Raw genomic sequence first — 20185 nt, 5'->3', positions numbered from 1 at the left:
CGCCGGGCCGTATCCGTACCCGCACGTGCAGTCAGTCTGGCCCGCGCCCTTCCGCGCCGCACCACGCCGGTCCGAGCGGCCGGTGCGCAGACGTCAGGTGTGGTGCGGCCGCTCGGGGGCACCTGTCGCCCATGGACGCAGAGGCGGAAAGAGACGCGCGCAACGGGACACGGCACCGGGCATGGAGTCATGTGCTGCTTCAGGTCACCATTCTGGTGGCGGTGTTCCTGGCCATGGTCGGGTTCTCCGTCGTGCTGGCGAAGGTGACACTCACACCGTCGCCCGCCTCGCAGGATCTCGTCACGTCGAATCTCCGCCCGGGGCGTTCGCTGCGGCAGTACGCCGAGGACTACACCTTCCTCGCCGCGTGCAAGCAGGCCGGGGGCAACCTCGTGCTGGGCATGCCGTTCGGCGTGCTGCTGCCCGTGCTCGTGCCACGACGGCTGCGCATGGTCCGTATGGTCCTGCTGACCGTGCTGGTCATCGTCGTCGTCGAACTGGTCCAGGGAGCGCTGGTCGCGGGGCGGGCCTTCGACATCGACGACGTCATTCTCAACACGGCGGGTGCGCTGCTCGGCTATCTGGTGCTGGGGCGGCGTCTGAGCCACCGCTACCACGTGCTGGCCGCCGAACCGTGGCGCGAGACCGTCCCGGCCCCGGCCCGGCGGCAGAAGCCCGCACGTCCGAGGACCGCGAAGCCGACCGCGAAGCGAACCGGACGGGCTGCCACGTCCTGGACGAGGGCGCGGCAGGGAGTACGTACGCGTCTCACCCGCAGGCGCGGCCGTAAGCGCTGACCGGCGGCAGGGGGAAGGCCGGCGGGCACTCGATCGGCCCGTCGCCGATTGCGGGCCGTCCCGGGTGGTCCCAGCGTGAGATGACGCCGTATGGACCCGCCGGCGTACGGATCACCCGCCGAAGGGGAGCGACATGGCCGACGCGCAGTGGAGCCCGGGGCGCAGGGCCGGCGACGCCGATGAATTCCTGCCGGTGCTGGATGTCATCGAACCGGCCCGCCAGCGCCGCCTCACCGTGCTGTTCCGTCTCCTCCTGCTGGTCCCGCACTTCATCGTGCTGTTCTTCCTGGGGATCGCGGCGTTCTTCACCGTCGTGTTCGGCTGGTTCGCAGCCCTCGTCCTGGGACGGCTGCCCGAACCCGTCTTCCGCTTTCTCGCGGCGACCCTCGCCTACCGCACCCGGGTCGCCGCGAGCAGCATGCTCCTCGTCGACAGCTACCCGCCGTTCACGCTGACCCAGCCGTCTGCCTATCCGGTCCGGATCGATGTCCGGCCGACCCGGCTCAACCGGCTGGCCGTCTTCTTCCGGCTGATCCTGGTCATCCCCGCCGCCATCGTGCAGAGCCTCGCCACGTACGGCTGGTGGGCCCTGGCGATCGTGTGGTGGATCATCACGCTGGTTCTCGGACGTATGCCCCGCCCGCTCTTCGAAGCCACGGCGGCCACCCTCCGCTACGAGATGCGTGTGTCCGCCTACGTGACGATGCTCAGCCCCGCCTACCCCAAGGGCTTCTTCGGCGAGGACGCGCTCTCCGTTCCGGAACAGCAGGGGCGTTCCGCGACCAGGCCCCTGGTCATGAGCACCGCGGGCAAGGCGCTGCTGGTGCTCTTCCTGGTCCTCGGGCTCATCGGCAGCATCACGACCTCCGTGACCCGCTCGTCGTCCGACGAAACGGATTACGGGATGCAGGCGTAAAACAGTCGTGCGAACCGCGGGTCGACCGGCATGATCGTCGGATGACATGGACAGCACCTGAAGTCACCCGTACCGACGGTTCGCTCGTCGCCGCCGAGCGGGAGATGCTCACCGGGTACCTGGGATGGTTCCGCGCCACCCTTCTCCAGAAATGCGCCGGCCTGACCGGCGAGCAGCTCGCCGAGCGGACCACCCCGCCCTCGAACCTCTCCTTGCTCGGACTGCTCCGCCACATGGCCAAGGTCGAACGCACCTGGTTCCGGCAACGGTTCGCCGGCCAGGACCTCGCCCCCATGTACGACCCGGAGAAGGGCAAGGACGCGGACTTCGAGGACCTCGATCCGGCCCGGGCCGCCGAGGACTACGCCCGGCTGGTCGAGGAGTGCCGGCTGGCGGACGAGATCATCGCCGGTGCGTCGTTCGACGACACGTTCGTCCACAACGGCGAGGTCTTCTCGCTGCGCCTGGTGCACGTCCACATGATCGGCGAGTACGCACGCCACATCGGCCACGCCGATCTGGTGCGCGAGCGCCTCGACGGAGTGACCGGGGACTGAGGCGGGCCGCGGACGGAGGGCTTCCTCCTCAACGGGATGACCGGGGTGAGGGACTCCTGCCGGGGCCGCGGTATCGCCTTCGCCATGAAGACGTTCGGGATGCGGATCGCCACGGTGTGCGGGGGCGCAGGATCCGTACGTTCCGTCATCCGGCGAACGACAGCGCCATCGGAATGAACCGCGCCAGGGGGCGCACCGACACCGGATGAGCCGGGCCGGAGCGTTCGCGCGGACCGACACGTCGGGGGAGCGGAGTTTTCCGGCGGCCGGTGATGTTGAAGCCATGATGAAGGGACGCGGCCGATGAGCGCCGCGACCGGATGTCGACGACGGGACAACTGCCATGCCGCTTCAGGGCGAGTACGAACCGAGCCCCACCCCCCAGGTCCGTGACCAGGTCGAGCAGTACGAGAGCTCGGGCGGGACGGAGGGGACGACCATGCGGGGGATGCCGGTCATCGTCCTGACGACGCTCGGCGCCAGGAGCGGAAAGATCCGCAAGACGCCCCTGATGCGGGTCGAGCACCACGGCTCGTACGCAGTGGTCGCCTCACTGGGCGGGGCTCCGCGCCACCCGGTCTGGTACCACAACCTCACCGCCGACCCGCGTGCCGAACTGCAGGACGGCCCGGTGCGCCGGGACATGACCGCCCGTGAGGTGACCGGCGACGAGAAGGCGCTCTGGTGGGAGCGCGCCGTCGAGGCGTACCCCGACTACGCCGACTACCAGGAGAAGACCGACCGGGAGATCCCCGTTCTCGTACTGGAACCCGTGGACGCCGGCCACTGAAAACCAGGGGCACAGGCGGCCGGGCCGGGTGCATCAAGCGATACGGGTGCGGCCGGCCCGGAGGGTCCGTCCCGTCGTACGGGCGGTCCCGGGGCGGACAGGGCGACGGGATACGCTCCAGCACGGCTCCTGAGGCGTGGGGCCGAGCGGAAGGATGCACAACCACATGACAGACAACTCCGAGCTGGTCGCCTTCGTCCGGGCGCGCCTCGACGAGGAAGAAGACGCCGCACGTGCGGCCGGCGGCCAGGGGTGGCGGTGCCCGGCCGAGGTGCCCGGCGAGATCCACGACCGGACCGGCGCCATCGCGTTCACCCTGAGGACGCACGGCTACGACCGCCACATCGCTCTGCAGGACCCCGCGCGAACCCTCCAGCGCATCGAGACCAACAGAGTGCTCCTGGACGAGTACGCGGAGGTCGCCGCGCTGGACGTCGACCGCCCGCAGCGGGACTTCGCCTCGGGCAGGGCCTTCGGCCTGGGGTTCGTGGTCCGGCAGATGGCCGCGGAACACGCCGGGCACCCCGGTTACCAGGTGAAGTGGCTGCCCCGGTTCACGCAGTAGGCACGTCGTGCCGGGAGACGGCTCGCCTCTCCCGGCACGGGGAAGCGCCCGGGCCGACCGCTGCCGTCCACGAGCGGTCGTCGTCCGGTCAGAGCGGGTTCGTGCCGCCTTCGCCCTTGGTCGACACCTGATCGCTCCGCTCCTGGAGCCGGCGCGCCTTGTCCTCCAGACGCCGGCGCTCCTGCGGATCGGAGACCCGCTCGGCCGCCTCCTTCATCTCCTGCGCCTTGGCACGAATGCGCTCCGCTCGGCCGCCGGTTTCGTCCGCAACACTCATGATCACTCCTGGGTCTCGGGGGAGAGCCGACCCCACCAGCGAATCAGCGCGCCCACACACCTGCATCTCGAACGGTCACGCGTCGCTACGGAATGCGGTGCGACCTGTCCTGTCGGACAGTGGTATCCATCGACGACGGCACGGGAGCGCACCATGAACGCTCGCTTGAACCTGTTCGCCAACGCGGCCGGGGCCAAGTTCTTCAAGTACATCAACTCGGCGGACAAGGTGATCGTGGGCTCGACCCTGCCCGCCGCCACGCAGGAGCTGGTGAAGCTCCGTGCCAGTCAGATCAACGGCTGTGGTTTCTGTACCGACATGCACACCAAGGACGCCACACACGCCGGGGAGACCGCGATCCGTCTCCATCTGGTCGCCGCCTGGCGGGAGGCGACCGTGTTCACCGACGCCGAGCGCGCCGCGCTGGAGCTGGCGGAGCAGGGTACGCGCATCGCGGACGCGGCGGGAGGCGTCACGGACGAGGCCTGGGCGAACGCCGCCAAGCACTACGACGAGGACCAGCTCGCCGCCCTGGCGATGCTCATCGCCCTCATCAACGCCTACAACCGGGTGAACGTCATCGTCCAGCAGCCCGCGGGTGACTACCAGCCGGGCCAGTTCGGGTAGTCGGCACCGGTGATCCGGCACGGACGGAGGCCGGACGCCGCCGTCCGCTGAGGCATCATGGGGTCAGTGATCACCATTCATCTGAAGTACGAGATCGACCCCGACCGCATCGAGGACTTCGAGGAGTACGGCCGGAGATGGGTCGCCCTCGTGAACCGGTTCGGCGGCACCCACCACGGCTACTTCCTGCCCAGCGAGGGTGACAGCGACATCGCCTACGCGCTCTTCTCGTTCCCCGGCTTCGCCGCGTACGAGCGTTACCGCACGGACAGCGCCACCGATCCCGAATGCCAGGCCGCGTTCGAACTGGCTCGCCGCACCGGATGCATCCGCCGCTACGAACGCCGGTTCCTGCGTCCCCTGGACACGGGGACGGCGGAGGCCCCCGGTCTTGTCTCCTGACGGCAGGCCTTCCGCGCAGTAACGGTGCGGGCCGGCTCCGCGCTACTTGCCGAGCTTCTCGGCCAGGGCCGCGCGCCGGGCGAACAGCTCGTCCTTGGACGCCGCCATCTCGCGGAGGGCCGTCTTCCGATCCCGCTGGGCGAGCCGGTCCAGATACAGCCGGCCGCGAAGGTGATCGGTCTCGTGCTGGAGGCACCGCGCGAAGTATCCCCGGCCCTCGATGACCAGGGGCTCACCGTTCCTGTCCCGGCCGCGTACGACGGCGCGGTCGAGGCGGGGCACCATCCGGTAGGGCCCCGGGACCGACAGGCACCCTTCGGACTCCTCGATCAGGCGGCGCTGCCCGGCCGGAACCTCCACCAGGACCGGGTTGGCGATGTGCCCGACATGCCGCACCCCCCACTCGTCCGTGATGTCCCACACGAACAACTGCAGGTCCACGTCTACCTGGTTGGCGGCGAGACCCGCGCCTTCGGCCACCTGATTCGTGGCGAACATGTCGTCGATCAGGCGCGACAGCTCCGGCGTGCCGAACCGCGTGACCTCCCGGCAGCGGCGCCCCAGGATCTCCTCGCCGACGACGGTGATGCGGCGTACCGAACCCCGTGCTGCCTCCGGAGCGACCCGCGGGTACGCATCCACCGGCTCTCCCAGCAGCCGCACCCTGCGGTCCTGTGCAGTGTGGCCGAACCCAACCGCCATGGAGCATCAACGCCTTCCGTGCATGCCGCGGCCCGCCGGGGTCCGGGCCCCGGCCGGCCTGGCGCCACTTGACCGAATGCTTTGCAAAGTAGCACCCTTTGCAAAATGAGCGACGAGAACCGCCAAGTCCCCTGCGTGGACCCCCTGCTGCACCGCGCCCGCCCGCGCCTGCCCGACCACCCGGTGCGCGTGGCGCTCCTGGACCTGCTCGCCGAGGTCGGCACGGTCACGTCCACCCAGGCGGCCGCCCGGCTCGGCCACAGCTCCGGGCTGTGCTCCTTCCATCTGCGGCAGCTGGCCCGGCACGGCCTCATCGAGGAGGCGCCGCACAGCGGCGGTCGCGTGCGGCCGTGGCGGCTTCGCTGGGCGCCTGCGGAGGAGGGACCCGAGGAGTTCGCCGTGACGGCACGCGGACTGGAGGACGAGAGTTACCAGCACTGGCTGGCGCACCGGGACGATGCACCGGGCGAGTGGCGGCACGACGAGTCCTTCAGCGCCGTCGTCCACCTCACCCCGGCGGAGACGGCCGAACTCGCCGCCTCGATCCGCCGCCTGCTGGACGGCTACCGCGACCGGGACGAGGACCCCGCGGTTCGGCCCGCCGGTACGGTGCCCGTCGCCGCGATCACCCGGCTGTTCCCTCTCCTGGGCAGCTGAACTCCCGCGCTCGACCGCGCGGCGCGGCAGGTCCGGCGTGCGGGGTCATCATGAGGGTGGAGGTCTCAGGCTCCGCCCAGATCGGCGCTGAGCCAGTGCTCGGGCCGCAGGTGGATGACCACCTGCTCACCGTGCTCCCGCCACGCGAAGTCGACGTAGCCGTCGACCTTTTCCGGCGGGAGATAGCGTGACGAGATCTCCACCAGCTGCTCGCGGGTGGCGTCGCGGGTCGCGATGACACTGCCCTCGACGGAGACGTAGCGAACGGTCGGCGTGACCCGTTCGACCATCATGGAGAACCGGCCGGCCGCGGCGATCGAGATTCCCTTCAGGGAGTCGCGGCCCGTCATGATCCACAGGTCGCCACCGGGTTCGTACATGTACCAGATCGGCACGACGAGAGGCGCCCGGCCCTCCTTGGCGGAGGCCACGGCCAGCGCCGCCACATGCGGCTCGGCCAGGAACTGCTCGCGTTCTTCACGGGTCAGAGGCACGGGGAACTCCTTCTGGTTCGTACCGGTTCCTGTCCGGCTCCGCGGGGGCACCGCCTGCCGCCGTGTCGATGACGTCGTTCAGTACCTCGCGGGAGCGGAGGAGGTCGTCGATCATGCCGTCGATCCGGGTCCGCTCGGAGGTGAGCTCGTCGACCAGGGCGGGGGTGGCCCGCAGGGAGGGACCGCCGTCCTCGTCGCGCATGCAGGGCAGGATCCGCGCGATCTTCGTACTGTGCAGACCGGCCGCGTAGAGCTCCTGAATGCGGATCACCCGGTCGACGGCCCTCTCGGGGTAGTCGCGGTGACCGCCCGGTGTCCGGTCGGCTGCCAGCAGCCCCTGCTCCTCGTAGTAGCGCAGGGAACGCTCCCCGACACCGGTACGAGCCGCCAGCTCCCCGATCCGCATACGCACCCCAGGACTTGAATCTCACATCAATGTCAGGTTCTACGTTACCGGCATGACGTACACACGGCAGGAATCCTCCGCATCCCGACTCTTCGAACCTGCCCGGCTCGGTCGCATCGGACTGGCGAACCGGCTGGTCATGGCTCCGCTGACACGCAATCGCGCCGGGGCCGACGGCGTACCCGGCGAGCTGATGGCCACCCACTACGCGCAGCGCGCCTCGGCCGGTCTGATCATCGCCGAAGGCACGACCCCGAACGCCGTCGGACAGACCTATCCGCATATCCCGGGTATCCACAGCCCCGCGCAGATCGCCGGATGGCGTCGGGTGACCGACGCGGTGCGTGCGGCTTCCGGCGGGAGCCCGATGTTCCTCCAGTTGCAGCACGGCGGCCGGGTCGGTCACCCCGACACCAGCGGTCACCTCCCGCTCGCACCGTCCGTCGTGCGCTTCCCGGAGACGCTGCAGACACCGGGCGGGCTCCGGCAAGGCGTCGCACCCCGTGAGATGGCGGCGCGGGACATCAGGTCCACCATCGCCGACTTCGCCGCGGCGGCCCGCAACGCGGTCGAAGCAGGCTTCGCCGGAGTGGAGGTGCACTCCGCCAACGGTCATCTGCTGCACCAGTTCCTGGCCGGGAACACCAACCGCCGCACCGACGCGTGGGGCGGCCCGGCAGCGAACCGCATCCGCTTCACGGTCGAGGTGACGCGGGCCGTCGCGGAGGCCATCGGTCCGGAGCGGGTCGGCGTACGCATCTCGCCCGGAGCGGGCGTCAACAGCGTCGAGGAGGGCGACACCGAGGACCTCTACGCGGCCCTCCTGCCCGCACTCGCGCGCATCGCCCCCGTCTATCTGCACGTGGTCCACGCCGACCCGGACCAGCCCCTCTTCTCCCGGCTCCGCAAGGCCTGGCCGGGCACGCTGATCGCCAACCCGGCGCTGTCGCGGGAGGAGGCAGCGGCCGACGGCGGCATGGAGCGAGGGGAGCGGCTCCTGGGCGAGGGCGCCGAACTGATCGCCCTGGGACGCGGATTCCTCGCCAACCCCGACTTCGTCGAGCGACAGCGCACGGGCGCGCCGCTCAACGAGATCCGCCCCGAGTTCCTGATGCACGTCCACGGGGAGGAGGGGTACAACGACTATCCCGTGCTCGCACGGATCTGAACGGTACGAGCCGGGAGTCAGCCGGCCCGTACCGTTCCGGGAGTCAGCCGGCCCGTACCGTTCCGGGAGTCAGCCGGCCCATCCCGTTCCGGGCGGAGAGCGCGGCGTGCAGGCGTTCATCCAGTCCGGCCGCGATGAGCCGGCCGTCGCCCGCGGCCACCGGGAGCGTCTCCACCACCTGGCCCCGCTCACGGTCGGATGCCCGAAGTCCGGCCGTTCATCACGCCCTGAGGAGTCGTCGGCCGACGGCAGTTCACCCGTCAAGCCCGCATGCCGGCCCGGGGGCACGGGGCACCGCGACGTTGTCGATCGCGAATTGGGACAAGGCCTGGGCGGGCGACGGAGTCTGTGCCCGCATTCGGGAACTGCGGGCCGGATCAACGAAGTCGAAGGTGCTTCATCGGGCCGGCCCGTGCACCGTGTCCCGGGTTCCGGCCGCGGCACGCAGCAGGTCGCGCAGCTCCAGGGCGGCCGGGAGCGGGGTGGTGGGCAGTGCGACGTGCACGATCCGGCGCAGGGCGGGGTCGGTGAGCCGGCACAGGACCAGCGTGTCAGGGACCGCGCGGGCGGCCAGCGAAGGAACGAGTGCCACCCCCAGTCCCGCGGCCACGTAGCCGAACTTTCCGGTCCATTCCGCGATGCGAATGACCTTCCTGGGGGTGAAGCCCGCTCGGGCACAGGCGTCCGCGAGCATCGTGGGGCGGTCACCGTATGCGCTCTGCAACCATGCCTCGTCGCGTAGTTCGCGCAGGTCGAACGTTCCGGCTTCGGCCAGTCGGTGTCCCTGGGGCAGTACGACGAACAACTCGTCATCGCACAGCACCGTCGTGGTCACACCGTCGGTCTGCGGCAGACCGGACGGGTAGTCGCTGACGACGGCCAGGTCGAGGGCGCCGTCCGTGAGCCGCCGCATGAGGGTTTCGGTCGGGCCCTCGGATGCCGCGACCTCGACCCCTGGACGGGTATCCCGGAGCAGCCGCAGGGCGCCGGGTACCAGAGAGATGTTGGCGGTGGCGAACGCGCCGACGTGCAGCAGTCCGCCCTGCCCGGCGTGGAGCACGGCCAGTTCCCGCTCCGCCCTCACCAACCGGTCCAGTACTTCGGTGGCGTGCCGGTGCAGTGCGCGGCCGGCGGGAGTGAGCCTGACGCCCCGGGGCAGCCGGTCGAACAAGGGGCCGCCCGCCTGCTGCTCCAGCGCGGCGATCCGCCGGGACACCGCGGACTGCGTGTAGTTGAGCCGGACAGCCGCCTGCGTGAACGAACCACACTTCGCCACGGCCACGAGCAGCCGAAGCGCATCGTTCTCGAACACCCGCTCACCACCCCCAGTTGCCGACGACCTTGTCCGTCATTCTTGCTCTCCCATTCCTCGGACGCATGGCTTTCATGCAATCCAGTCGCTAGTGGTATGCCGGGCTCCGCCCTAACGTCGTTCGCACGGCGGTGTCGCAGCGGTCATACGTGCCCCGTCGCTCATCTGTGGTCCAAATAGCCCTAGGGAGACATGTGTTGACACACAGGAAAGTGATGACGGGGTGGTCCCGGTGACGGGGGAGGGAGTCCTCTCCCTGCCGACGATGCTGAGCGATGCGGAGACACTCGTACGGTGCGAGTCCTTCTCCTCCGACCTGGAGGCAGTGGCGCGCAGCGCGGGGGTGGTCGCCGCCCTCGGGACGAGGCTGCTGGGGGCCGCACCGGAACGGATCGTGATCGGGGGCGTGAGCCACCTGCGGTGGTCCTTCGGTGTCCCGAAGGTCCTGCTGGTCGGGCATCACGACACGGTGTGGCCCATGGGCTCGATCCGGACCCGTCCCTGGTCGGTGGCGGGCGGCAGAGCGCGCGGTCCCGGAGTTCTGGACATGAAGGCGGGGCTGGTGCAGATGTTCCACGCGCTGGCGTCCCTCCCCTCACCGGAAGGGGTGTGCGTCATCGTCAACGGAGACGAGGAGGTCGGCTCCACGACCTCCCGGAGGCTGATCGAGGAGTCCGCCGCGGGGTGCGCCGCCGCGTTCGTGCTGGAGGCATCGGCCGACGACGAGGGCGCGCTCAAGACCGCCCGCAAGGGCACGTCGCGCTACGAGATCGTGGTGCACGGCAAGGCCGCGCACGCGGGCCAGGAGCCCGAGAAGGGGGTCAACGCCACCATCGAGGCAGCTCACCAGGTGCTGTCCGTCGCCGGCCTGGGAGCATCGGCCGCCGCAGCTGCGGGCGGCGGCCCCCTGGGCGCGGCGACCATCACGCCCACCCTCCTGTCGGCGGGTAGCGCACGCAACACCGTTCCCGCACTGGCGCGGCTGACGGTCGACGTGCGGGCGCCCAGCGCGGAGGCGCAGGAGACGATCGATGTACTGGTACGAGGGATGACTCCCCGTGTTCCGGGTGCGCGACTGGAGGTACGGGGCGGAGGCCAGCGGCCGCCGATGGGCCCGGAGTCGTCCGCCGCCCTGTTCGCACTGGCGTCCCGGGTTGCCGCCGATCAGGGTCAGGAGCCGCTGAGGGGGATGGCTGTCGGCGGTGCCTCCGACGCCAACTACACCGCGGCGATGGGCTGTCCGACGCTGGACGGACTCGGGGCCGTGGGCGCCGGAGCCCACGCGGATTCCGAATACGTGGACGTCACCCGGATGGTTCCCCGGGCCCGGCTGCTGGCCGAACTCATCGCGCGCACGAGGCGATGACGTGCTGGAACGTACCGGCCGAATGGGCCGTGGCCTGATGGCCTTTCACCGCTTCGAGGTCGAGCGGCGAGGGGCCGGACGCCTGGCGTTTCTGGCCATGGGCACGCAACCCGCCCTGGTCGGACCTCTGCTGCGCCGGGCGGCTGCGAACGGCGTGCGGAGCTGACCCCGGCCTCGGGCGCGGTCCCGCGCCCCCTCCGGGCACCGTCGTCCGCTCAGCGGGCCAGGTTGCGCAGGAACCGTGCGGCGACCGGGCCCGCGTCGGCGCCGCCGGACCCCCCGTCCTCCAGGAGGACCGCCCACGCGAGGTCGGAGTCGCCCTGATAGCCGATCATCCAGGCGTGGGTGCGGGGCGGCTTCCCGGTTCCGAACTCGGCCGTTCCGGTCTTCGCGTGCGGGTGCCCGGGCAGGTCGCGCAACGCGCGGGCGGATCCCGAGGTCACCGTGGCACGCATCAGCTCGCGGAGCTGACGGGTGACCTCGGCATCGAGCGCCGCCGGAGCGGTGAACCTCTTCTTCACCGCGTCCGGCACCAGAACCGGCTGGCTGAAGGCGCCGTTCTTGACGGTGGCCGCGATGGAGGCCATGACCAGCGGCGATGTCTGGACCCGTGCTTGGCCGATGGTGGCCGCCGCCTTGTCGTTGTCGCTCGTCGTGACCGGCACACTGCCGTCGTACGTGGTCGTCCCCACGTCCCAGCTGCCCCCGATCCCGAACGCCTGGGCGGCATCCCGCAGATCGGTGGCGGAGAGCCGGCTGCGGGCGTTGACGAAGTAGGTGTTGCAGGACTGGGCGAAGACGTCGGTGAACGTCGAGCCGGCCGGGAGCGAGAACTGTCCCTGGTTCTCGAAGCGCTGGCCGTTGACGTGAGCGAACTTCGGGCAGGCCGCGCGGTCTGCCGGCCGGGTGCCGCCCTTCAGCAGAGCCGCCGTGGTGACCACCTTGAACGTGGAGCCGGGCGGGTAACGCCCTTCGAGGGCACGGTTGAGGCCGCCGGGCCGGTTGACCGCGGCCAGAATATGGCCGTTGCGCGGATCGATGGCGACGAGGGCCGCCTGGTGATCCGTCCCGGCCACGGCGTCGGCTGCCGCCGTCTGGATCCGTGAGTCGATGGTGGTACGGACCGGACGGCCCTCGGCGGACCCGGCTGTGCCGAGGTTCCTGAGAGCGAGTCCGCTCTGCCGGTCCGCCACCACGAGGGACTTGCCCGCCTTCCTGCCTCCGGAGAGCACCTTGTCGTACCGGGCCTCAAGACCCGAGGTTCCCTTGCCGCTGACCGGGTCGACGGTGCCCACGAGCGACGCGGCCCGCAACGGCCGGCCCCGGCTGTCGAGCACCTTCGCCCGGGTGTCGTCCGCCTTGAGCGCGAGTGTCTGCCCCGGCTTCAGCTCCGGGTGGATCATCGGCGAGGTGAACTCGACCTTCCATGTCCCGGAGATCCGGTTCACCTGTGCCCGGGAGCGCCAGGTGACCTCACCCGCACCGGGAACCTCCATGGCCACGGAGAAGGGGAAGCGGACCTTGCCGTCGCCCTCCTTCCGGCCGCTGTCGTTGACGATGGTGGTTCGCGAGGGCTTGAGGTTGGTCAGGACCGAGGTGAGCAGTGACGCGGCGTTGTCGGGCGTGTCCGTGTGGCCCGCGGCCCCCTTCGCGTCATGTCTCTCCCATGCCTCGAGGAACCCGGCCAAGGGCTTCCGGGCGGCGGCGACCTGCGGATCGTCCCCTTCCGTATCGCCGCCCCAGAGGCTGTAGGCGCCGTAGCCGCCTCCGGCGAGCAGGGCAAGGGCCACGAGGATGCCGAGCGGCCGCCGTCCGCGGCGCCTCGGCTCGTAGCCCGTGTACGTGTTCCGGCTGCGGGCACGCCTCAAGGTGCTCTCCGTTCCGATTCCGTCCGACCGCCGGCCGGGGTCCACCCCGGCGTCGGCGGGGGCACACATGTGCGGGCAGACCGTCAGCCGCCCCGCCGAAGCCCTCGTGGGCAACCCCCGCCGGGAGTCAAACCCGCCGCCTGGTCGTATGTCGAATACGCTCTCGGCATCAGGGTGATTCGCAGACCGTATCGCCGCACGTCAGGAGGGGCTGTGCTGACCGAACGGCATCTGGAAATCTTTGTCGCGCTGGCGGAGGAGGAGCACTTCGGTACAGCCGCTCAGCGTGTGGGCATCACGCAGCCACCACTGTCGCAGGGCCTGCGCCGGCTGGAGGCCCTGCTCGGAGTCCGCCTGTTCGACCGCGAGCGCGGGGTGTTCCTCACGGAGGAGGGGGCGCTGCTGCTGCCACACGCCCGCCGGGCCCTGGCCGCCCTCGCCGAGCTGCGGGAGACCGGTGCCCGTGAGCACGCGGACGGGCGGCGCCTGCGGCTCGGGCTGGCCCCCGAAGTGCCGGCACCCCTGGCAGCCGATGTGGCATCCGCGCCCGTCCGGGCCGGCGAACGGACCCGGATCGGGATGGTGACCGGGTCAACGGCCGCGCTGCTCAGTGATGTCGAGGCCGGGCGGCTCGACCTGGCGGTGATCCGGCACCCCTCCGTACTGCACGGGCTGGCCGCCGGTCGCGTGATCCTGCTGCCGACCTGGGTCCTTGCCCCCACCGGCCGCCAACAGGCAGGCGGTGGCGTGCCGTTGGACCTTCCCTTCGCTGTGCGTCCGCGCGCCGAGGCGCCGGCGGCCCACGACCTGTTCATCGACACGCTGGCCAGCCGCGGGCGCCGGGTGGACACCGTGGCGGTCGCCGATGAGCGTGCGGGTCTCGCCCTGGTCGCGTCGGGCCAGGCGGTGCTGGTCACGGCGGACGACGCGCTGACAGCCTCCGGGGTCGTGCGCCGGGCGGCGACGGATCCGCCACTGCCCCTGCGGCTGCGCGTGGCCTGGAACCCACGACGTTCCGGTTCGGACGAGACGGCCTCGACGGCGCGACTGCTCGAGGACGCCCTGGACCGGAAGGCGGCACGGTGACGGGCCTGCGGCGCGGCAGTGGCGTGGAGCGCACCATCCGCGGCATGTTCGACGACGCGGGAGTCCGCGGCTGGCTGCACGTGGCGGAACTGCACCGACCGTCGGCCGGAGTCACGATCGATCCCGACGTCCCACTGCCCATCGGATCCGTCTACAAGGTGCCGCTCATGGCCGCCTTCTGCCGGCTCACGGATGCGGGTCTGATCGACCCCCGCCGTCGGCTGACCCTGGATCCGGCGGACCGCGTCCCCGGCCCGACCGGCGTCTCGCTCCTGCGGGACCCGGTCACCATGTCACTGCGCGACCTCGTGACGCAGATGATGAGCATCTCCGACAACACCGCGGCCGCCGCCGTTCTCGGGGAGGTCGGCGCCGACGCGGTCGACGCCATGTGCCAGGAACTGGGCATGCCAGGCACCCATATCCACGGAGGCGTCGTCAGCACGTACAGCCGGCTCGTCGCCGAAACGGGCGCCCGGTCGCTGGACGCCGCGCTGGCACGGGTGAGCGACAACGACGCCGTCGTACCGGCGGGCGTGTACGACCCGGCGTTCAAGGCCTCCAGCACGGCGTCGGACATGGCACGCCTCCTGCGCGCGATCTGGACCGGACAGGCCGCCTCCGAGGACAGTTGCGCCTTCATGCGCGAGGTCATGCGCAGCCAGCCGTGGACGCACCGGCTCGCCTCCGGCTTCCCCTACGACGACGTCACCGTCTACGGGAAGACCGGCACCTTCGGCGCGTTGCGCCACGAGGCGGGCGTCGTCGAACTCGCGGACGGCAGCGCCTATACGGCGGTGGTGTTCACCCAGGCCGCCCGGGCCGACAACAAGCTGCCCCGCGCCGACGCCGTGATCGGCGCAGCGGCGCGGGCCGCCGTGGAGGAACTGCGGGGAACCCGGGGCACCTGAGCGGAGATCCCCCTCGTCGCTGTGGTGCCGGTGTGACGGAGCGATGGCCGCCGCCGGGCTTCCCCGGACACCGCGAACCGGGCTCCGAACGGCGTCAGGCGAACAGCCGGCTGGGGTGGGAAGCGCGACGGGCGGCCGTCAGCAGGGCGTGGATCCGGGGCGCGGCCTGGTTCATCCCGGTCACCGGCGTCGCGAACGGCAGCCGTACGTCGCGCCGCTTGCGGGGGTACTCGAGGCGCAGGGTGATGCCGTACCGGTCCAGCGCCACAGGGAGAGCGCGCAGCATGCTCCTGTCCGGCGCGGGGCGCACGAGGCGCAGCAGGAGCGGTACGAGTTCTGCATGACTGTCCATCAGGTGAGTCAGCATGTCCGCCTCGTGCGGGGCGACCGGATCAGGGGTGGCGGTCTGGAGAGCGGACAGCGGAACGAACGTGCGGCCCCCGCCGTCGTCGAGAACCGCCTGGCCGAACTCCATGCAGACGCTGCCGGCGGCTTCCGCGTCGTACGGTGCGGCCAGCAGCCCGGTCATCGTGACCCGGGCGCGCAGCCGGTCGCGTACGGGTGTGGGCGCGACATCCGTGAACTCCAGCCGGACCGGGACGGGTGCGGCCGGATGCGCGGGGCCGGTCCCGGACGGCTCGTGGAGGTGGACATGCCCCATCGCGGGCGTGCCGTCGAGGCGATGGACCTCGACGGGGTCGAGGCCGTCACTCACCACCGTCATCGAATGGGCGCCGGTGAGGATCGACAGCATGCGCTCGGCGGGAGTCGGCTGCGTGATGCGGGCGCTGAAAGGGCGCATCCAGGGTCTCCTGAGGGAGGGTGGCAGATCTTAGTAACTAAGGCATGCCTAACCTAACCTAAGTGATGGGGTTGCGGGGCAGGGGGAGGGGATATGGCCTGAACGCGACCGGGGGCGAAGGCGGGTCCGCGCGTGGGGGTGCTGACGTGCCGTGAGGGTCGCGCGGGTGCTGCTCCATTCGGCGCCGGCCCGGCAGGAGCCGAGTGGCGAGCCGTTCGGGCGGCGCTTAGCGTCACCCGGGCCGAGGGGCATTGCTCGCTTGTGAGGACAAAAGGCCCACAGCTGCTTCTCGAGAATCCGGAGAACCATCATGCGCGTGATACGTGTCGCTTCTGTCGCCCTGCTCGGTGCCGCCGCTCTGGGAGTCGCCGCTCCGGCGGCCCTTGCCGACGACGGGAACCACAACATCACGTCGTTCGGCTTCACCGTCTCCCCGTCGACGGTGGCCCCCGGCGGCACCGTGACCCTCAACGCGACCGGGTGCGAGGTCCCGTCCGTGACCGTCAGCTCGGGAGTGTTCGACACCGTCACCCTTGAGGAGGGTCACTCGGCCACCGCGCGCGTCGATGACGACGCCAAGCCCGGCGCCGAGTACGACGTGACCTTCGACTGCAAGGGGGAGAAGGGCACCACGCCGCTGACGATTCGCGAGGGATCGGGCCGCAACGACCACACGGGCCCGGTGATGCCGGGCAATGGCGTCCGGGCCGGAGCCGGCGGAAGCCTCTCCGCCATGAGCCCGGGTGAGATCGGCGCGGGAGCCGCCTTCGTCGCGGGCGCGCTCGGACTCGGTGCCTACAAGATGCGCCGCCGTTCCGGCAGCAACGCCTGACCGGGCGAGCGCTGAAGGACCGGGTCCTGCCGAGGGGCCCGGTCCGGGAACCACAGGACAGAAGGCGGAGAAGACGTGCACAGAGCCGTGTGGCACGAGTGGATCGAACCCGCCGAACCCCCGGAACCGGTACGCCAGGGCCTGTTCGGCCGCCGCAAGGCCGTGGAAGGCCGGGGTGGCGGGGACCGCGGGGCCGACGGGGCCGGCGAGGGCAGCCGGGACGGCAGCAAGAAGGACGGCGGTCGTAAGGTGCCGGGCTGGGGCACCCTCGTCATCGCCCTGTTGCTCGGTCTGTCGCTGATCCGGCAGGGCCTCGGCGGCGACGGCCCCCCGCAGCCCGCGTCGGCGGCAGGCGCCCGGTCCGGCGACTCGGCTGCGGGCACCTGGCCGGAAGGACCGCTTCCCGAGCCCCTCACCCGCTCCCTGCCCGAACGGATCACGATCCCCTTCCTGGACGTCGATGCTCCCGTCGGAAAGGTGGGTCTGAGCGCGGACGACTGGATCGACGCACCGCCCCTGGCGGACAACAACCTGGCAGCCTGGTACGACGGTTCCGTCACTCCCGGCGAGTCGGGCACCTCCGTGCTCGTGGGCCATGTGGACAACAAGGCGGGCCCTGCCGTCTTCTACGGACTCGGCGCACTCGAGAAGGGACGCCGCATCGAGATCGCCCGCACCGACGGCACCACAGCGGTCTTCTCCGTGTATGCCGTAGAGGTCGTCAGCAAGGCCGAATTCCCGGCCGACCGTGTCTACGCGAACACCTCGGATCCGGAACTGCGCGTACTCACCTGCGGCGGCGGCTTCTCGCCGAAGGCCGGATACGAGGGCAATGTCGTGGCCTACGCGCGCCTCACGTCCGTCCTGGAGAAGGGGCGGCAGGGAGCGCAAGGGCCCAGCCGCTAGAAGCGGCTGCGGCGTACACGCGGCGTCTTGGGGAGGACAGCCGCGCGGCGGCCTGGGTGCGGCCGGCCGAGTCCGTTTTCTTCAAGAAATGAGGGAAGCGACCCGATATTCTCGCCGCCATGAAGAGCACCGAACACGAATCGCGCCACATCAGTATCCATATCGCCGGCCCGGCCGAGACCGTTTACGCCTTCGCCTCCGACCCGGCCAACCTCCCTGCGTGGGCCCAGGGACTGGGAGGCTCCATCGAGCAGATCGACGGCCGATGGGTCGCGGAATCCTCACCCATGGGACGGGTCGTCGTCGCCTTCACGCCCCCCAATGACTTGGGCGTACTCGACCACGACGTCACGCTGCCGTCCGGGGAAACCGTGCACAATCCCGTCCGCGTCATCGCGGACGGCACCGGCAGCGAGGTCGTGTTCACCCTGCGCCGACGGCCGGGGACGAGCGATCCCGACTTCCGGCGCGACGCCGACATGGTCGCCGCCGACCTGGAGCGGCTCAAGGAACTGATGGAGTCTCCGCAGGGCTCGTGACCACCGGCGTGCCGTGCGGTGCGGACAGGACCGGGTGCCGCGTGCTGTCAGGCCCCTCCGTCCGGCCATGGTTCCGGCGCGAGTGCCCCGAGGTCGTACTGCGGGCACGGCGTCGTGAAGCACTGCTTGGGTGCGGGGACGCGCCGGCACCCCTGGCCGAACTGGCCCTGATCCGGCGCACCGCCCCCGCCCTGAGCGGGGCCTCCCAATCGGGCCCGCAGCGGAGGTCGGCGGCGGTGAACACCGCCATGATCGGGAACGAACCACTCCGTCGATCAGCGCGCCACAGGGCATACGCGTACCGGAGGCCGGCTTCTGCTGTTGTCAGCCGAACTGCTCAACCACGCTGTGCAGCGGCGTCGGTCACCAGCTGCCACATCTCATAGTTCCCGCATTCTGCCGTGATCCCAGCCGTCGCCTGAGCCGCGGCGAAGAAGTCGTCGGCCAGCGGCGAGGTGCGCGACGCTGCCATCGCGACGAATACCTGGTCGGGCGCCAGGTCCAGGACGGGCACGTACCTGATGTCCGGCCGTGAGTAGAACACGGTCTCCGAGCGCCCCACGAATGAGATGCCGCGGCCGGCCGCGACGTGCTCGAGTTTCTCCTCCACTCCGCGCACCCGGAGCCCGGAGTCGGGGTGCGGACGTCTGGTGGGCTGCGTGCTCGGGTCGGCATGCCAGATCAGCGGCTCACCGGCCAGGTCCGCCTCGGTGACCTCCTTCTCGCCGGCCAGCCGGTGGCCCGCGGGCAGCGCCACCATGAGCGGCTCGGTGTAGAGCGGCATCAGGCGCAGGCCGGTCTCGTCGATGGGCAGCCGCACGTAGCCGACGTCGACGCGGCCGTCAAGCAGCATAGGGACCTGGTCGTCCCATTCCATGCGCTGCACGTCCACGACCACGTGGGGATGGCGGCCACCGAACTCTCGCGCCGCGGGGATGACCGGGATCCCAGCCCGAAAACCGACCACCAGCCGCTGGCCGCCACGGGCAGCCGCCGTCACCCGGCGCCTGACTGCTTGCGCGGAGGCGAGCAACGGACCGGCGTCGTCCAGGAGTTGCCGGCCCGCGTCCGTCAGCGTGACGCCGTGGCTGTCCCTGGTGAACAGAGGGGCGCCGAGGTCCTGCTCCAGCGCGCGGATCTGCCGGCTGAGCGCCGGCTGCGCGATGTGCAGGTACTCGGCGGCGCGGCCGAAGTGCAGTCTGTCGGCGACGGCGACGAAGTAGCGCAACTTGCGGAGATCCAGATCCATGGGGCCCCTCCCGGTCCGGCAATGCCTTGAGGTTATCACCACGGTTGAAACGGGTCTTGGACACCCGCCCAGGCGAATGGCATCGTTCATGGGGCCGAGAGAATTCGGTACAAGAATTCAGACTCGGTAATTACTGATCATCAATTCAATGGAGTGATCGTGGGAAAGCTCGATGGCAAGGTAGCGGTAATTACCGGTGGATCCACCGGATTGGCACTGGCCGGGGCCAAGCTTTTCGTCGAGGAAGGAGCGCATGTCTTCATCCAGGCCCGGCGGCAGGAAGCACTGGACGAGGCCGTCGAACTGATCGGCCGCAACGTCACGGCCGTCCAGGGTGACGCGTCGGACCTTGACGACCTGGACCGCTTGTACGACACCGTCAAGCGGGAGAAGGGCTCGATCGACGTGCTGTGGGCCAGTGCCGGGACGGGTGAGCCCGCCATGCTCGGCGAGATCACCGAGGAACAGTTCCACCGCTCCTTCTCGCTCAACGCCCGCGGCACCCTGTTCACCGTGCAGAAGGCACTGCCGCTGATCAACGACCACGGATCGATCGTGATGACCGGATCCAACGCCTCCCTCGGCGCCTTCCCCGGCTGGAGCCTCTACGCGGGAAGCAAGGCCGTCCAGCAGGCCTTTGCCCGTGTCTGGCTCAACGAGCTCCGCGACCGCAAGATCCGGGTGAACGTCCTGACCCCCGGCCAGGTCGGCACGGCCAAGCAGGAAGAGCTGTTCGACGAGGCGACCAGGACTGCCTTCGAGTCCCTGATCCCCCGCGGAAAGATGGGCCGCCCCGAGGAGATCGCCACGATCGCCCTGTTCCTGGCCTCCGGCGACTCCAGCTACGTCAACGGTCTGGAGCTGGTCGCCGACGGCGGCACCACCGCTATCTGAACCACGCACGAACGCGACAGAGCGGTGCCCGGAGAAAAGGCGCCCCCGAGAACAGGAAGAGA

24 protein-coding genes and 1 pseudogene are annotated in these 20185 nt (G+C 70.5%); 16 read left to right on the top strand and 9 right to left on the bottom strand.

Annotated features, from left to right (window positions below; all coding sequences use genetic code 11):
* The first annotated feature begins 191 nt into the window (after positions 1–191).
* The 5 genes from OG446_RS00600 to OG446_RS00580 all read left to right on the top strand — a co-directional run bounded on the left by OG446_RS00600 (position 192) and on the right by OG446_RS00580 (position 3625).
* Positions 192–797, top strand: a complete 606-nt coding sequence (locus OG446_RS00600) for a VanZ family protein (protein WP_443050014.1) — start codon at positions 192–194, stop codon at positions 795–797.
* A gap of 133 nt (positions 798–930) precedes the next feature.
* Positions 931–1713 carry a DUF4389 domain-containing protein gene (locus OG446_RS00595; RefSeq protein ID WP_328892110.1) on the top strand — a complete coding sequence of 261 codons (783 nt, stop codon included), beginning with the start codon at positions 931–933 and terminating at the stop codon, positions 1711–1713.
* A gap of 41 nt (positions 1714–1754) precedes the next feature.
* The gene (locus OG446_RS00590; protein ID WP_328892109.1) at positions 1755–2270 is read left to right on the top strand and encodes a DinB family protein; all 516 of its coding nucleotides are present in this window, start codon (positions 1755–1757) and stop codon (positions 2268–2270) included.
* A 343-nt stretch (positions 2271–2613) separates the two neighbouring features.
* Complete coding sequence (locus tag OG446_RS00585; protein ID WP_328892108.1) at positions 2614–3060, top strand: nitroreductase family deazaflavin-dependent oxidoreductase; 447 nt, start codon at positions 2614–2616, stop codon at positions 3058–3060.
* Between the two features lie 166 nt (positions 3061–3226).
* Positions 3227–3625 carry a DUF6221 family protein gene (locus OG446_RS00580; protein ID WP_328892107.1) on the top strand — a complete coding sequence of 133 codons (399 nt, stop codon included), beginning with the start codon at positions 3227–3229 and terminating at the stop codon, positions 3623–3625.
* A gap of 88 nt (positions 3626–3713) precedes the next feature.
* On the opposite strand, the gene OG446_RS00575 is transcribed toward OG446_RS00580, so the two are convergent.
* On the bottom strand, positions 3714–3902 hold the full coding sequence (locus OG446_RS00575; protein ID WP_219566791.1) for a DUF6381 family protein: 189 nt from the start codon (positions 3900–3902) through the stop codon (positions 3714–3716).
* 153 nt (positions 3903–4055) lie between these two features.
* On the opposite strand from OG446_RS00575, the gene OG446_RS00570 reads away from it, so the two are divergent.
* Both OG446_RS00570 and OG446_RS00565 read left to right on the top strand, forming a co-directional pair.
* Complete coding sequence (locus tag OG446_RS00570) at positions 4056–4529, top strand: carboxymuconolactone decarboxylase family protein (RefSeq protein ID WP_328892106.1); 474 nt, start codon at positions 4056–4058, stop codon at positions 4527–4529.
* A gap of 66 nt (positions 4530–4595) precedes the next feature.
* The gene (locus tag OG446_RS00565) at positions 4596–4931 is read left to right on the top strand and encodes an NIPSNAP family protein (RefSeq protein WP_328892105.1); all 336 of its coding nucleotides are present in this window, start codon (positions 4596–4598) and stop codon (positions 4929–4931) included.
* Between the two features lie 42 nt (positions 4932–4973).
* On the opposite strand, the gene def is transcribed toward OG446_RS00565, so the two are convergent.
* The gene (gene def / locus OG446_RS00560) at positions 4974–5588 is read right to left on the bottom strand and encodes a peptide deformylase (protein ID WP_389257168.1); all 615 of its coding nucleotides are present in this window, start codon (positions 5586–5588) and stop codon (positions 4974–4976) included.
* A 150-nt stretch (positions 5589–5738) separates the two neighbouring features.
* On the opposite strand from def, the gene OG446_RS00555 reads away from it, so the two are divergent.
* Positions 5739–6290, top strand: coding sequence for an ArsR/SmtB family transcription factor (locus OG446_RS00555; RefSeq protein WP_328892103.1), 552 nt, complete (start codon positions 5739–5741; stop codon positions 6288–6290).
* A 65-nt stretch (positions 6291–6355) separates the two neighbouring features.
* Here OG446_RS00555 and OG446_RS00550 read toward each other — a convergent pair whose 3' ends face one another.
* Positions 6356–6784 (bottom strand): pyridoxamine 5'-phosphate oxidase family protein, encoded by a 429-nt coding sequence (locus OG446_RS00550; protein WP_328892102.1) that lies wholly within the window; start codon positions 6782–6784, stop codon positions 6356–6358.
* On the bottom strand, positions 6768–7190 hold the full coding sequence (locus tag OG446_RS00545) for a MerR family transcriptional regulator (protein ID WP_328898161.1): 423 nt from the start codon (positions 7188–7190) through the stop codon (positions 6768–6770). The genes OG446_RS00550 and OG446_RS00545 overlap by 17 nt, the downstream gene beginning before the upstream one ends.
* Before the next feature lie 52 nt (positions 7191–7242).
* On the opposite strand from OG446_RS00545, the gene OG446_RS00540 reads away from it, so the two are divergent.
* Positions 7243–8358, top strand: a complete 1116-nt coding sequence (locus tag OG446_RS00540) for an oxidoreductase (RefSeq protein ID WP_328892101.1) — start codon at positions 7243–7245, stop codon at positions 8356–8358.
* A gap of 43 nt (positions 8359–8401) precedes the next feature.
* Here OG446_RS00540 and OG446_RS00535 read toward each other — a convergent pair.
* Both OG446_RS00535 and OG446_RS00530 read right to left on the bottom strand, forming a co-directional pair.
* Positions 8402–8554: pseudogene (locus OG446_RS00535) on the bottom strand (DUF1707 domain-containing protein); the annotation flags it as partial.
* Positions 8555–8755: 201 nt separating this feature from the next.
* Positions 8756–9670 (bottom strand): LysR family transcriptional regulator, encoded by a 915-nt coding sequence (locus OG446_RS00530; RefSeq protein ID WP_328892100.1) that lies wholly within the window; start codon positions 9668–9670, stop codon positions 8756–8758.
* A 265-nt stretch (positions 9671–9935) separates the two neighbouring features.
* On the opposite strand from OG446_RS00530, the gene OG446_RS00525 reads away from it, so the two are divergent.
* On the top strand, positions 9936–11036 hold the full coding sequence (locus OG446_RS00525) for a M20 family metallopeptidase (RefSeq protein ID WP_328898160.1): 1101 nt from the start codon (positions 9936–9938) through the stop codon (positions 11034–11036).
* A gap of 215 nt (positions 11037–11251) precedes the next feature.
* On the opposite strand, the gene OG446_RS00520 is transcribed toward OG446_RS00525, so the two are convergent.
* Positions 11252–12904, bottom strand: a complete 1653-nt coding sequence (locus OG446_RS00520; RefSeq protein WP_328892099.1) for a penicillin-binding transpeptidase domain-containing protein — start codon at positions 12902–12904, stop codon at positions 11252–11254.
* 213 nt (positions 12905–13117) lie between these two features.
* Between OG446_RS00520 and OG446_RS00515 the strand changes: the two genes are divergently transcribed.
* Positions 13118–13990, top strand: coding sequence for a LysR family transcriptional regulator (locus tag OG446_RS00515; RefSeq protein ID WP_328892098.1), 873 nt, complete (start codon positions 13118–13120; stop codon positions 13988–13990).
* Positions 13987–14901 carry a serine hydrolase gene (locus OG446_RS00510; protein WP_328892097.1) on the top strand — a complete coding sequence of 305 codons (915 nt, stop codon included), beginning with the start codon at positions 13987–13989 and terminating at the stop codon, positions 14899–14901. Before OG446_RS00515 ends, OG446_RS00510 begins: the two co-directional genes overlap by 4 nt.
* A 94-nt stretch (positions 14902–14995) precedes the next feature.
* On the opposite strand, the gene OG446_RS00505 is transcribed toward OG446_RS00510, so the two are convergent.
* Positions 14996–15703, bottom strand: a complete 708-nt coding sequence (locus OG446_RS00505; protein WP_328892096.1) for a DUF2470 domain-containing protein — start codon at positions 15701–15703, stop codon at positions 14996–14998.
* A 310-nt stretch (positions 15704–16013) separates the two neighbouring features.
* Between OG446_RS00505 and OG446_RS00500 the strand changes: the two genes are divergently transcribed.
* From OG446_RS00500 to OG446_RS00490, 3 genes are all read left to right on the top strand, one after another.
* Positions 16014–16535 carry a hypothetical protein gene (locus OG446_RS00500; RefSeq protein WP_328892095.1) on the top strand — a complete coding sequence of 174 codons (522 nt, stop codon included), beginning with the start codon at positions 16014–16016 and terminating at the stop codon, positions 16533–16535.
* Between the two features lie 249 nt (positions 16536–16784).
* Positions 16785–17441, top strand: coding sequence for a class F sortase (locus OG446_RS00495; RefSeq protein ID WP_328898159.1), 657 nt, complete (start codon positions 16785–16787; stop codon positions 17439–17441).
* A gap of 119 nt (positions 17442–17560) precedes the next feature.
* Positions 17561–17980 (top strand): SRPBCC family protein, encoded by a 420-nt coding sequence (locus OG446_RS00490; RefSeq protein WP_328892094.1) that lies wholly within the window; start codon positions 17561–17563, stop codon positions 17978–17980.
* 337 nt (positions 17981–18317) lie between these two features.
* Here OG446_RS00490 and OG446_RS00485 read toward each other — a convergent pair whose 3' ends face one another.
* On the bottom strand, positions 18318–19229 hold the full coding sequence (locus tag OG446_RS00485) for a LysR substrate-binding domain-containing protein (protein ID WP_328892093.1): 912 nt from the start codon (positions 19227–19229) through the stop codon (positions 18318–18320).
* Between the two features lie 159 nt (positions 19230–19388).
* Here OG446_RS00485 and OG446_RS00480 point away from each other — a divergent pair, with 159 nt between their 5' ends.
* On the top strand, positions 19389–20123 hold the full coding sequence (locus OG446_RS00480; RefSeq protein WP_328892092.1) for an SDR family NAD(P)-dependent oxidoreductase: 735 nt from the start codon (positions 19389–19391) through the stop codon (positions 20121–20123).
* Positions 20124–20185 lie beyond the last annotated feature (62 nt).

Origin of the sequence: Streptomyces sp. NBC_00236, from assembly GCF_036195045.1 — a bacterium.
In the GTDB taxonomy this organism is placed as follows: Bacteria; Actinomycetota; Actinomycetes; order Streptomycetales; family Streptomycetaceae; genus Streptomyces.
This window is presented reverse-complemented; position numbering and strand designations above follow the sequence as displayed.

Bases quoted from the DNA above. Each gene is read 5' to 3' on its own strand.
- OG446_RS00585 (WP_328892108.1), top strand. From the start codon at position 2,614: ATGCCGCTTCAGGGCGAGTACGAACCGAGCCCCACCCCCCAGGTCCGT.
- OG446_RS00525 (WP_328898160.1), top strand. From the start codon at position 9,936: ATGCTGAGCGATGCGGAGACACTCGTACGGTGCGAGTCCTTCTCCTCC.
- OG446_RS00575 (WP_219566791.1), bottom strand. From the start codon at position 3,902: ATGAGTGTTGCGGACGAAACCGGCGGCCGAGCGGAGCGCATTCGTGCC.
- OG446_RS00505 (WP_328892096.1), bottom strand. From the start codon at position 15,703: ATGCGCCCTTTCAGCGCCCGCATCACGCAGCCGACTCCCGCCGAGCGC.
- OG446_RS00545 (WP_328898161.1), bottom strand. From the start codon at position 7,190: ATGCGGATCGGGGAGCTGGCGGCTCGTACCGGTGTCGGGGAGCGTTCC.
- OG446_RS00595 (WP_328892110.1), top strand. From the start codon at position 931: ATGGCCGACGCGCAGTGGAGCCCGGGGCGCAGGGCCGGCGACGCCGAT.
- OG446_RS00500 (WP_328892095.1), top strand. From the start codon at position 16,014: ATGCGCGTGATACGTGTCGCTTCTGTCGCCCTGCTCGGTGCCGCCGCT.
- OG446_RS00555 (WP_328892103.1), top strand. From the start codon at position 5,739: ATGAGCGACGAGAACCGCCAAGTCCCCTGCGTGGACCCCCTGCTGCAC.
- OG446_RS00490 (WP_328892094.1), top strand. From the start codon at position 17,561: ATGAAGAGCACCGAACACGAATCGCGCCACATCAGTATCCATATCGCC.
- OG446_RS00540 (WP_328892101.1), top strand. From the start codon at position 7,243: ATGACGTACACACGGCAGGAATCCTCCGCATCCCGACTCTTCGAACCT.
- OG446_RS00485 (WP_328892093.1), bottom strand. From the start codon at position 19,229: ATGGATCTGGATCTCCGCAAGTTGCGCTACTTCGTCGCCGTCGCCGAC.
- OG446_RS00570 (WP_328892106.1), top strand. From the start codon at position 4,056: ATGAACGCTCGCTTGAACCTGTTCGCCAACGCGGCCGGGGCCAAGTTC.
- OG446_RS00590 (WP_328892109.1), top strand. From the start codon at position 1,755: ATGACATGGACAGCACCTGAAGTCACCCGTACCGACGGTTCGCTCGTC.
- OG446_RS00580 (WP_328892107.1), top strand. From the start codon at position 3,227: ATGACAGACAACTCCGAGCTGGTCGCCTTCGTCCGGGCGCGCCTCGAC.